Origin of the sequence: Nocardioides stalactiti, from assembly GCF_014180715.1 — a bacterium.
GTDB classification, from domain to species: domain Bacteria; phylum Actinomycetota; class Actinomycetes; order Propionibacteriales; family Nocardioidaceae; genus Nocardioides; species Nocardioides stalactiti.
On record NZ_JACEFC010000007.1, the window covers coordinates 59650 to 71175 of the forward strand.

Annotated in this window: 7 protein-coding genes; 4 read left to right on the top strand and 3 right to left on the bottom strand. The window is 71.1% G+C overall.

All coding sequences use genetic code 11. The features are described 5' to 3' along the window. Window position 1 precedes the first annotated feature (1 nt). A complete protein-coding gene (locus H0487_RS02720; protein ID WP_183092689.1) occupies window positions 2-1168 on the top strand; it encodes an acyl-CoA dehydrogenase family protein in 1167 nt (388 codons plus the stop codon). Between the two features lie 218 nt (window positions 1169-1386). On the opposite strand, the gene H0487_RS24130 is transcribed toward H0487_RS02720, so the two are convergent. After that, complete coding sequence (locus H0487_RS24130; RefSeq protein ID WP_183092690.1) at window positions 1387-1803, bottom strand: response regulator transcription factor; 417 nt, start codon at window positions 1801-1803, stop codon at window positions 1387-1389. 113 nt (window positions 1804-1916) lie between these two features. Here H0487_RS24130 and H0487_RS02730 point away from each other — a divergent pair, with 113 nt between their 5' ends. After that, window positions 1917-4709 carry an AfsR/SARP family transcriptional regulator gene (locus tag H0487_RS02730; RefSeq protein ID WP_183092691.1) on the top strand — a complete coding sequence of 931 codons (2793 nt, stop codon included), beginning with the start codon at window positions 1917-1919 and terminating at the stop codon, window positions 4707-4709. On the opposite strand, the gene H0487_RS24135 is transcribed toward H0487_RS02730, so the two are convergent. Together H0487_RS24135 and H0487_RS02740 are read right to left on the bottom strand one after the other, a co-directional pair. Then, window positions 4710-8330, bottom strand: coding sequence for a calcium-binding protein (locus tag H0487_RS24135; RefSeq protein ID WP_183092692.1), 3621 nt, complete (start codon window positions 8328-8330; stop codon window positions 4710-4712). Between the two features lie 157 nt (window positions 8331-8487). Next, window positions 8488-9645: an acyl-CoA dehydrogenase family protein gene (locus H0487_RS02740; RefSeq protein ID WP_183092693.1), complete on the bottom strand. Its 1158-nt coding sequence runs from the start codon at window positions 9643-9645 to the stop codon at window positions 8488-8490. 96 nt (window positions 9646-9741) lie between these two features. Between H0487_RS02740 and H0487_RS02745 the strand changes: the two genes are divergently transcribed. Together H0487_RS02745 and H0487_RS02750 are read left to right on the top strand one after the other, a co-directional pair. Further along, window positions 9742-10416, top strand: coding sequence for a TetR/AcrR family transcriptional regulator (locus H0487_RS02745; RefSeq protein WP_183092694.1), 675 nt, complete (start codon window positions 9742-9744; stop codon window positions 10414-10416). A gap of 21 nt (window positions 10417-10437) precedes the next feature. Then, a partial coding sequence (locus H0487_RS02750; RefSeq protein ID WP_312855799.1) for a YihY/virulence factor BrkB family protein occupies window positions 10438-11526 on the top strand: 1089 nt, incomplete at its 3' end.

An 11526-nucleotide genomic window follows, 5' to 3' on the forward strand; every position in this document is an offset into this window, starting at 1 on the left:
CATGACCATCAACTTCACCGAGCCGGAGGAGCGCGTCGCGCTGCGCGAGGCGGTCAAGAAGCTCGCCAGCAAGTACGGGCGTGAGTTCGTCGAGAAGCAGACCCGCGAGGGCGGGAAGATGACCGAGATGTGGCTCGAGATGGGCCAGAACGGCTTCCTCGGCGTCAACATCCCGGAGGAGCACGGCGGCGGTGGCGGCGGCATGGCCGACCTCGCCGCGGTGCTGGAGGAGAGCGCCGCGGCCGGCGCGCCGCTGCTCATGATGGTGGTCTCACCGGCGATCTGCGGGTCGATCATCAGCCGCTGCGGCACCGAGGACCAGAAGAAGCGGTGGCTCCCGGGGATCGCCGACGGCACCCTGCTGATGGCCTTCGGCATCACCGAGGCCGACGCCGGTTCCAACTCCCACAACATCACCACCACCGCGACGCGCGACGGTGACACCTGGGTGCTCAAGGGCCAGAAGACCTTCATCTCCGGCGTGGACGAGGCCCAGTCGGTGCTGATCGTGTCCCGCACCGAGGACGCCAAGACCGGCAAGCTCAAGCCTGCGCTGTTCGTCGTGCCGACCGACGCCGAGGGCTTCACCAAGCAGCCGATCCCGATGGCCTGGCAGGCGCCGGAGAAGCAGTTCACGCTGTTCCTCGACGACGTGCGACTGCCCGCCGACGCACTCGTCGGTGACGAGGACGCCGGCCTGTGGCAGCTCTTCGCGGGCCTGAACCCCGAGCGCATCATGGGCGCCGCGATGTCGTGCGGTGCGGCGCGGTACGCGATCGACCGGGCCGTCGAGTACGCCAAGACCCGCAGCGTCTGGAAGGACCAGCCGATCGGCGCCCACCAAGGCATCCAGCACCCGATCGCCAAGGTCAAGATCGAGCTCGAGCAGGCCCGCCTGCTGTGGCAGAAGGCGGCCGCCCTCTACGACGCGGGCGACGACTTCACCGCGGGCGAGTACGCCAACATGGCCAAGTACGCCGGCGGCGAGGTGTCCTGCAACGCCGCCGACGTCGCCGTCCACACCCACGGTGGCAACGGACTCACCGTCGAGTACGGACTCGGCAACCTGCTGGTCGCCTCCCGCCTGGGCCGGATCGCCCCCGTCAGCCGGGAGATGATCCTCAACTTCGTCGCGATGCACACCCTGGGCCTCCCGAAGTCCTACTGACCCACGAACTTGCACGGTTTGGTCGCCGAACTTGCAGGGTTTGGTCGCCGAACTTGCAGGGTTTGGTCGCCGAACTTGCAGGGGTTTGGTCGCCGAACTTGCAGGGTTTGGTCGACCGACCGGGGCAGGTCAATGCGAACTTCGCGGGTTCGGCGACCGAACTTCGCGGGTTCGGCGACCGAAGTGTGCGGGTTCGTCGACCGAAGTGTGCGGGTTCGTCAGGCGACGGGGCGGGCCCGGCGCAGGCGCTCGGGGAGGACGAAGCCGGTCTCGTAGGCGGTGACGACGAGCTGGACGCGGTCACGCGCGTCCAGCTTGTCGAGCAGCCGGGCGACGTGGGACTTCACGGTCGGCAGCGAGATGAACAGCTCGGCGCCGATCTCGGCGTTGGACAGGCCGCGCGCGACCAGGCGGAGGACCTCGGCCTCGCGGCGAGAGATCTGGTCGGCCCAGGCGGGCCGCACCGGGGCGACCGACGCCGGGGCCGGGTGGCCGGCCGCGCCCTGAGGGAGCGGCACCGAGCGAAGCTGGACCGGACGACCCGGCGGCAGCGCGCGCGGCGCGCCGAGGGGACGACGCGGGGCGGAGGTCGGCGGCTCGAGCCGGGTCCTGCGCGTGGAGGCCATGGTGGTCATCAGGGGGTCTCTCTCTCGGGTTCTTGAGCCGGGAAGTTCGGCTCGAGGAGGATCGTGCCGACCGCTGCTCAAATTCCACTCAATTTTTTTCTTTACTGATGCAGACTCCGGGGGTGACGAGTGGCGCGGGCCCCGGCCGGGGCGACGGATCGGGCCTCCGGATCGACGTTCTCGGGCCGTTCGAGGTCACCGTCGACGGGGCCCCGGTCGACCTCGGCCCGCGCAAGCAGAAGGCCGTCCTCGCGATCCTCGCGGCCCTCGCGCCCGCCGTCGTACCGGTCGAGCGGCTCGTCGAGGAGGTCTGGGGGGACGGCGGTCCGGCCAACCCCCTGCGCAGCCTCCAGGTCTATGTCTCCTCACTCCGCTCCGCGCTCGGGGAGTACGGCGACCGCCTGGTCACCGAGGGTCGCGCCTACCGCCTCGACGTCGGTCCCGACGCGATCGACGCCGCGGAGTTCAGCCGCCTCGTCACCGCCGCGAGCGCTGAGCCGGCACCGGAGCGGGCCGCCCAGCTCGCCGACCAGGCGTTGGCGCTCTGGCGCGGCGATGCCTGGCAGGACCAGCGTGACCTGCCGCTCGTCGGTCCGGTCGTCGTCGCTCTCGAGGCGGAGCGGTTGGCCGCCCTCGGGGTGCGCGCCCGGGCGCTCCTGGCCCTCGGACGACACCGGGAGCTCGTACCGTGGCTGGAGCCGCTGGTCGAGCAGCACCCCCTCAACGAGGAGCTCCGCGGACACCTGATGCTCGCGCTGCACCGCAGCGACCGGCAGGCCGACGCGCTGGCGACCTTCGCCGCGGGCCGCGAGCTCAAGGCGGACGAGACCGGGCTCGACCCCGGCGAGGACCTCCAGCAGCTGCAGGCTGCGATCCTCGCCGACGACGTCGCCCTCCGCATCGAGGACGTCGAGCTGCGAGGACGGCGGCACCTGCCGGCTCCGGTGACCTCGCTCATCGGACGCGAGCCCGAGATCGCCGCGGTGACGGCGCTGTTGCGGGAGCCTGACGGGCGGCTGGTCACCATCGTCGGCCCGGGCGGCATCGGGAAGACCCGGTTGGCGATCGCGGCCGGTCACGGCCTGGCCGCCGACCACCCGGACGGGGTGTGGTTCGTGGCCCTGGACTCCCTGCGCGACCACCGGCTCGTGGCGGGTGCGATCGCCGACGTGCTCGAGGTCGAGGTCGCCGGCAGCGACCTCAGCTCGGCTCTTGCGGCCCATCTCCGGGACCGCCGGCTGCTGCTGGTCCTCGACAACTTCGAGCAGGTGGAGGACGCAGCCACCGTGGTCTCCGACCTGCTCGCCGCGGCGCCGGGGCTCCGGGTGCTGGTGACCAGTCGGGTGCGGCTGCGGTTGTACGGCGAACGGGTGGTGCGCCTGGAGCCGTTGGCCCCGGCGGACGCCGTGCCTCTCTTCGTGGCGCGTGCCCGCGCCGTCGACGAGCGCTTCACCGCCTCGGAGGACGTGATCGAGGGCCTCTGCGTCCAGCTCGACGGCATCCCGCTCGCGATCGAGCTCGTGGCGGCGCGGGCCGACGAGCTCTCCGTCGAGGTGCTCCAGAAGCAGCTGGCCAACCGGCAGGTGCTCGACCTTGCTGCCGACGGACCACGCGACCGCAGCTCGCGCCAGCAGACCCTGCGGGACGCGATCGCGTGGAGCGTGACCCTCCTCCCCGAACCGCTGGTGCGGGGTTTCGCGTGCCTGGGGGCGTTCGACGGCGGCTTCACCGTCGAGGCCGCCACGGCCGTCGCGGGCTTCACCGCCGACGACCTGACGACCTTGGCGCGGGCCAGCCTCGTCGTGGATGCCCGGGACGGCCGGTTCCGGATGCTCGAGGCCCTGCGGGAGTACGCCGCCGAGCTGCTCGGGGAGGAGGCCGACGCGGTGGCGGACCGGCACGCCGCCTGGTTCCGCGACCACCTGATCGGCACCGAGGGCAAGCAGGGCAGCGTCCACCAGTGGGTCCGGCTGATCGACCCCGATCGCGCCAACGTCCGTGCTGCCGCCGCGAGGCTGGCGGCGACCGCCGCTTCGGACACGCCGCCGGGCGCCCAGCTGCTGGCGGTCGCGGGTCCGTGGGGGCGTTACCTCTACCACGTCGCGCCCGGCAGCGAGGACGTCGAGTGGCTCACGCGGGCACTCGCTCTGGCGCCCGACGCCGACCCGTTCCTGCGGGGCCAGACGTCGTACGCACTGGCGATCTGCAAGGCGGAGCAGGGCGTGACCGCCGAGGCGATCGAGCACTGCAGGATCGCCTACGACCTCCTGCTCGCGTCGGGGGACCGGCTCTGGGCGGCGCGGGCGCTGAACTCCCTCGCCGGCATCGTCCACGACGACGGGGGCGTCGCGGAGGCGGCACCGCTGATGGACGAGAGCATCGCCCTGCGCCGTGGGCTCGACGGCCAGCTCTCCCTGGCCATCCCGCTGTCCAACCGGGCCCGCAACGCGATCCAGCTCGGTGACACCACGACGGCGCGTGCATGCCTGGGCGAGGTGCTGGAGATCGCCGCCGACGACCCGCTCGAGGTCGCGGTCGCCCAGATGCTCCTCGCCGACGCGGCGCTGGTCGACGACGACCTGGTCGAGGCTACGGAGCGGCTCGCCAGCGCCAGCGCATCGCTGCTCGAGCTCGACCACCACGCGTTCCGGCTGATGGAGGCGTTGGAGACGTTCGCCGCCCTGGCCGTACGACGCGGCCGCGCGGCCCTCGCAGCGACCCTGCTGGCCGCCGCGGACCGGGCGTACGCCGACGAGGGGTCGGTGATGGTCCCCGCCGACCTCACGCTCCGGGAGACCCGCACGGGTGCGGCGATCGCCGCCCTCACGCCCGGCGCGCGTGAGGCTGCGCAAGCCCGTGGTGCCGCCCTCGACCTGGAGCCGGCGGTCCGGCTCGCGCGCGACGAGCTGCTCTGACTACGGCACGTTGGTGACGGTGTCGCCGCGGTCGAAGGTCGCCGTGTCGGTCTCCGAGCCGCCGTCGAGCGAGTCGCCGGAGGCTCCGTCCCGGCCGTTCAGGGTGTCGGTCCCGGAGCTGCCCCGGAGCGTGTCCGCGCCTGCGGAGCCGGTCAGCACGTCGGCGCCGTAGCCGCCGTTGAGGGTGTCGTTGCCGCCGCCCCCGATGAGCGTGTCGTTGGAGATCCAGCCGGAGAGGGCGTCGCCGGCCGTGCCGCCGGTGCCGCCGTCGCACCCGATCGCCGTGTCGCCCTCGCCCGATTCGCCGGAGGGTCCCAGGCCGCTCAGGACGAGCGCCACGGAGACGGTCCGCAGGCTGTAGCTGACCTGGTCGCTCCCGGGGCCACAGTCGAAGCGGTCGGCACCGTTGGCGGACGAACCCTCGAGGAAGACGTCGCCGCCGTCGCCGCCGTAGAGCAGGTCGTTGCCGGTCCCCCCGGCGAGGGAGTCGGCGCCGCCGCCACCGGTCAGCGCGTTGACGACGAAGTTGCCGGTGAGCGCGTCGTCGCCGGTCCCGCCGGTGATGTTCTCCACGGAGGACATCACGTTGTCCGCCTCCCCGGCGCCGCCGTCGTTGGCCGAGGAGTCGAGGGAGACGACGACCCGGGTGGTCCGGGCCGCATAGCTCACGGTGTCGTTGCCGAAGCCGCCGTCGACGACGTCTCCGGTGTCGGCGGCCGCGGACTGGGTCACGGTGTCGTTGCCGAGGCCGCCGAAGACCTTGTCGGTCCCGGCTCCGTCGGTGATGGCGTCGCTACCGTCGAAGCCGCAGATGGTGTCCTGCCCGCCGAGCCCGCTGATCGTGTCACTGCCACCGGCGCCGACGATGACGTCGTTGCCGGAGGTTCCGGTGAGGACGCCGCCACCGGCGAGCGTCGGTGTCTTGCCGTCGCAGGTGGGCGTGGCGATCAGCTCGATGGTGTCGCTCGCCGTGGCGGACACGGCACCTGCCTGGTTGCGGAAGCGGACACGGACGGTCTTGGTGCCGGTCCCCGACGGCACCGTGACGGTGCTGCTGGTGCTGTAGGGCTTCCACGCCTCGGTGTCGAGGGTCCCGTCGGTGGAGATCTGCATCTCCGCGACCGAGGTCAGCCCGCCGGTCGCGGAGAGGGTCAGGCCGACCGAGGTGTCGTACGTCGAGGGGTAGCCCTTGTCGATCGAGACGGTCGGGGACGTCGGCGCTGCCGTGTCGCGATAGATCGTGAAGGTGCCCGACCCGCTCTCGCGGAGCACCACCAGGCCGGTCTCGTCGGAGTCCGTCGAGGAGTAGGAGATGCTCTCGGCGCCGCCGGCGCCCGTCGAGGTGCTCGTCGCGACGGCGTTCTTCCTGCTCTGGGCCGCGTTGGCCGAGGACCCGTCGGAGTCGTGAGCCAGCAGCTCCACGTCGAGCCCCGACGACGGCACGATCCGGACGTAGTTCGTCTGTCCCCCGGTCACCGACACGTCCCAGAGTCGGAGCAGGTCGCCGGTGGTGAGGGAGCCGGTCGTGGTACCCGTCGGGAGCGACTTGCTCCCCAGGTAGGCCTCGATGTTGTAGACGAAGCTCCCGATGCCGTTCTGGGCGCGGGGGAAGAAGGATCCCGTCCGGTGGTTCCCGTCGACCAGGACGTAGTCGTTCACGCCGCCGCCGAGGTTGCTCGTCGTGATCAGGCCGGCGACGGTCATGGCCTGGTCCGAGTACAGCCTCAGGTCGTAGTCGTCGCTCTGCGTCGGCTGGATCGCGACGCCGCTCCAGTACGACGTCGTGAGGGACGTGGAGTAGTCGTGCGGGTTCGGGGCCCCGCCGGAGAGCCGCGGCCGCTGCAGCAGCGTGTCGGAGGCGAGCGGGTCGCGGTGGGTGTAGTTGATGGTGTTCTGGAACAGGGCAGCGCGAGCCAGGTAGCCGGTATCGCCCTCGCCGGGCCGGTCGATCGTGAAGAACTCCTTGAAGGTGTCGGACACCTCGACCAGGCTGGTCGTGTAGATCTCCTCGTCGATGGCCGAGGGCCCGCCCTCGCTGTAGCGGTCCCAGAAGAAGCTCTCGTCGCCGTCGGGCTCACTGTCCGACAGGTCGATGAGTGCCGCGGCGACGCGGCCCTCGACGGTGTCGCCGGTCGCGTGGCCGGCGTACGCGGGGTCGAAGAAGGGCCAGGTCGGCTCCTCGAGGTTCTCGAAGTTGCCCTCCGGCCACCGGAAGAACGGGTCGCCCAGGACCCGGGCGGGCACCCACTCCGCCCAGCCCTCGGTCCAGGCGCAGGTGGCCGAGGTTGCTCCCCAGATCTGGTGCGGGTTGCAGTTGGTGGTCGTCGGGAAGTCGTCGTCGTAGATCGCGTCCATCAGGGCGTGCGCACCCTCGTGGACCACGATGGCGCGGGCGTCCGGGTCGGCGGCCTCGAGGTGGATGTCGTCGGTGGTCAGGTTGTAGTACGTGCCGGCGTCGGCGGTGGCGGTCCAGTTGATGATCATCTGCCGGGTGTCGCCCGGGTCGTCGATGGCGTCGGGGTTGATGTCGGCCTGCCAGAGGAAGAGCAGGTTGAGGGTGTCGAACGCGTGGAACGCGCGGAACAGCACGGGGTTGCTCGACTTGAGGCCGGTGAAGTCGGCGGTACCGCCGCTGCTGGGCAACGGGACCGTCCACGAGCTGAGCTCGTAGGTCAGGTCGTCGACCGGGTCGGTCCGCACCCGCCAGGCGTCGTTCTCGGTGCGGGCGACGACGTACACCTCCTGACCACCGCCCTCGTCGGAGTCGACGCTCTCGAAGCAGAATTCGAAGGTGCCGTCGAGGTAGCTGACGCCGGCAGCGAGCAGCTCGTCGGGGCCGGAGTCCTCGTCCCAGACGTCGACGCTCAGGTTGCCGGCCGCCCACTCGTCGCCGTTCTGGTCGTCGTAGAGCCAGGTCCCCTCCGCGCACGATGCGTTGGGCGCCCGTCGAGACAGGCTGTGCGACTCCGCACGCGGCGCCAGGGCCGTCGAGCGCCCAGGTCGGCGCGCGGTGCGAACGTCAGGCGACGGCTCGACCCGCTGGGCCTTGACCCGGTGTCGCGGCTGGGTGCTGCCGAGGTAGGTGCCCACCTCGCCCCGGCCGTCGAAGGCATGCCCTGCCGTGTCCAGGCGTCCCTGGACGATCGAGTATCCCGCGCGGACTCCACGGACCCGGAAGCTGAAGCGCGTCGTGTCGCCGGCATCGGCGTCGAACGTCCGGGAGCGGGCGGCCAGCCGGCCGACGCCCGAGGCGCGGCTCCCCCGACGGGAGAAGCCGCCAGGATCGACGACCTCGAAGGCGTCGTTGGTGAGGACGGTGAGGGTGGCGTCCTCGAGGTCGACGACCGAGGTGACCGCCACCTGGACCGCGGTCGTGCGCCCCACGTCCGGTGTCGTCAGGTGGGTGACGACCACGGTGGTGCAGTGCGCGAACTCGTCGCGGCGGCCGTTGCCATGGGTCAGGTCGCAGGCGGGAGCAACCGGCGCGGCCGACGGTCCCCGGTCGCTCGGCGTGCGGGCACCGGCCTCCGCGGGGCCGGTGAGTGCGGGTGCGGTGATCAGCGCGGCGGCGAGGGTCAGGCCGGCGAGGGCCCGGGAACGGCGGGCGGTGGGAGCGGGCACGGCTTCTCCTGGTCCGAGAGGACCCGGTGCCGTTCCGGCCTCCCCCATGCGGCGGCCAGGGCCCGGGTCACTGCCTCGGACGCTAGACCGCGCGGCCGGGCGCGCACATCAACCAGGTGGATGAAATGCGCGCCCGGCGTGGAGCCACGGATCAGGGTCAGCTCGGGGCCGGGAGCGACCGGCTGATGATCTCCTTCATGATCTCCGAGGTGCCGGCGTAGATCTGGGAGACCCGGAGGTCGGCCCAGGCGCGGGCGATCGGGTACTCGTTCATGTAGCCGTAGCCGCCGTGCAGCTGCAGGCAGATGTCGGCGACCTTCTGGGCGCGCTCGGAGCACCAGAGCTTGGCCATCGCGACGGTCGGGATGTCGAGCTTGCCCTCGACGTGGAGACCGACGCACTCGTCGACGAACGACCGGGCGACGCGGGCCTCGGTGGCGACCTCGGCGAGCTTGAACTTGGTGTTCTGGAAGCCCCAGATCGGGCGGCCGAAGGCCGTGCGGTCGTGGACGTAGCGCAGCGTCTCGTCGAGCATCAGCTCCATCGCGGCGACGTTGGAGACCGCGACGATGAGCCGCTCCTGCGGGAGCTGTTGCATGAGCTGGATGAAGCCCTGGCCCTCCTCGGTGCCGAGCAGGTTGGCGACGGGGACGCGGACGTCCTCGAAGAAGAGCTCGGCGGTGTCCTGGCCCTTCATGCCGATCTTGTCGAGCACGCGCCCACGGGAGAAGCCGGGCGCCGAGGTCGGCACGATGATGAGCGAGATCCCGCTGGCAGCCTCCTCGGGGTTGGTCTTCGCGACCACGAGGACGACGTCGGCCTGCGCGCCGTTGGTGATGAACGTCTTGGACCCGTTGATGACGTACTCGTCACCCTGGCGGATCGCCTTGGTCTTGACGCTCTGGAGGTCCGAGCCGGTGCCCGGCTCGGTCATCGCGATGGCGCCGACGGCCTCGCCCGAGGCCATCTTGGGCAGCCACTCCAGCTTCTGCTCCTCGGTGCCGTACTCGAGGAGGTAGTGGGCCACGATGCCGCTGTGCAGCGAGGCGCCCCAGGAGCTGTCGCCGACGGCCGCCTGCTCCTCGATGATGACGGCCTCGTGCGCGAACGTCCCGCCGCCGCCGCCGTACTCCTCGGGGATCGAGATGCAGAGCAGGCCCATCTCGCCGGCCTTGTTCCAGAGCTGGCGGTCGACCTGCTTGTCGGCGATGAAGGTCTCGATGTTCGGCTTGATCTCCTTCTCGCAGAACGTGCGGGCGAGGTCGCGGAGGTCGTCGAGCTCCTGGTCCATCCAGGGCGATCGGCGTGCAGGCATCGGGGGAGGCTCCTTCGGGAAGGCGGTCCGTAGAGATAGGCGGTACAGGGTGTACCGAGAAGCAGGGTACAGGCTGTACCCGTTATCGTGAACCCCATGGTTGATGTCGCGAGGTGGGTCGACTCGACCGTGGCTCGACGGATCCGCAAGGTCGGCGACGACCCCGGTCGGCGCAGCGAGCTGGTGGCGGCTGCCACCGCCGCCATCGACGCCCACGGGCCCGGCGTCGGGATGGGCCAGATCGCCGAGAGCGCCGGGATCCCCCGCCCGCACGTCTACCGCTACGTCGAGAGCAAGAAGCAGCTCGACGTCGAGGTGGCCCGACTGGCCTCCGCGGACCTGCTCGAGCGGGTCCGTCCGCACCTGAGCCGGCGCGGGACGCCGTACGAGATCGTCCACGGGATCACCGCGGCGATCGTCGGCTGGGCCGGCGAGCACCCCAACCTCTATCGCTTCGTCGCCGCCCAGAAGCAGACCCGGTCGCTGCACCAGGCGCGGATGGGCCGCAGCCGCTTCCTCGACGCGCTCCTCGCAGCGATGGCGGCCTACCTACGGCCGACCGACATCGTGCCGAAAGCGCCCGACGGCGTGCTCGCGGGACTCATCGGGATGGTCGACGCGGTCGTCATCTGGTGGCTCGACCACCAGGACGAGCCGCAGGACCAGGTCGTCGACCGACTCACCCGGCAGGTGATCCTGGTGCTCACCGACGAGCTCGTCCAGCTCGGCATCGACCTGCCCGCCGACACGGTCTTCGACCCCGGAGCCTGACCACCCCGGTAGCGTTGAGGCGTGGGGGTCGCATCCGGCTTCGACCGAACTCAGCGCAGGGTCCCCGTCCTGGGGGTCCCGCTGGCGGTCGTCTACAAGTACTTCGACGACCAGGGCAACTACCTGGCCGCGGTGCTGACGTTCTATGCCTTCCTCGCGATCTTCCCGCTGCTGCTGCTCGGATCCTCGATCCTGGGCTTCGTTCTCCAGGGGTATCCCGACCTGGAGGAGGCCGCGCTCAACTCCGCGCTGGCCCAGTTCCCCATCATCGGTGACCAGCTCGGACGACCCGAGGGCCTCGAGGGATCGGTCGGGGCGATCGTCGTCGGTGCGCTCGGTGCCCTCTACGGTGCGATCGGCCTCGGCCTCGCCCTCCAGAACGTCCAGGCGACCGCGTGGGCCGTGCCGCGCAACAGCCGCACCCATCCCGTCCTCACCCGTCTCAACAGCGTGGTCCTGCTCGGCGTTGCCGGCACCGTCGTGCTCGGCCTCTCGATCTTCTCAGCGCTGGTGACCGGGACCGCGATGGTCGGCTCCCTGTCGGACCACTGGTGGTTCGCCTGGCTGGTCCGGCTGGTCACCATCACCCTGCTGGGCATCGTCATGACGGTGCTGCTGCGGATGGCCGCGGCCAAGGCGATCAACCACCACATCGCACGCGCCGCCCCGGGCGGCTTCACCATCGCCGTGCTGTGGCAGGTCCTCCAGCACTTCGCCGGCACGTACGTCACCCGGGTGCTCGACACCACCGACAACAACCGCATCAACACGACCTTCGGCCTGGTCCTCGGCCTGATGGTGCTGCTGTACGTCGGCTCGATCATCGGGGTGCTCGGCATCGAGGTGAACGTCGTGCTCGCCAAGAAGCTCTGGCCGCGCGCCCTGGCGACGCCGTTCACCGACAACGTCGACCTCACCGACGCGGACCGCAAGGCCTATGCCATGTATGCCCAGAGCCAGCGGCACAAGGGGTTCCAGACCGTCGCCGTCCGCTTCGACGGCCGCGACGGCGACAGCCACGAGATCGTCCTCGACCCGCGGACCGAGGAGATCATCAGGCAGCGGATCCCGGCCGCCCCGCCGCTCCCGGGTGAGCTGTCGGACGATCTC

Excerpts from the sequence above, each read along its gene's own strand:
- H0487_RS24130 (WP_183092690.1), bottom strand. The coding sequence starts at position 1,803 with ATGACCACCATGGCCTCCACGCGCAGGACCCGGCTCGAGCCGCCGACC.
- H0487_RS02745 (WP_183092694.1), top strand. The coding sequence starts at position 9,742 with ATGGTTGATGTCGCGAGGTGGGTCGACTCGACCGTGGCTCGACGGATC.
- H0487_RS02740 (WP_183092693.1), bottom strand. The coding sequence starts at position 9,645 with ATGCCTGCACGCCGATCGCCCTGGATGGACCAGGAGCTCGACGACCTC.
- H0487_RS02720 (WP_183092689.1), top strand. The coding sequence starts at position 2 with ATGACCATCAACTTCACCGAGCCGGAGGAGCGCGTCGCGCTGCGCGAG.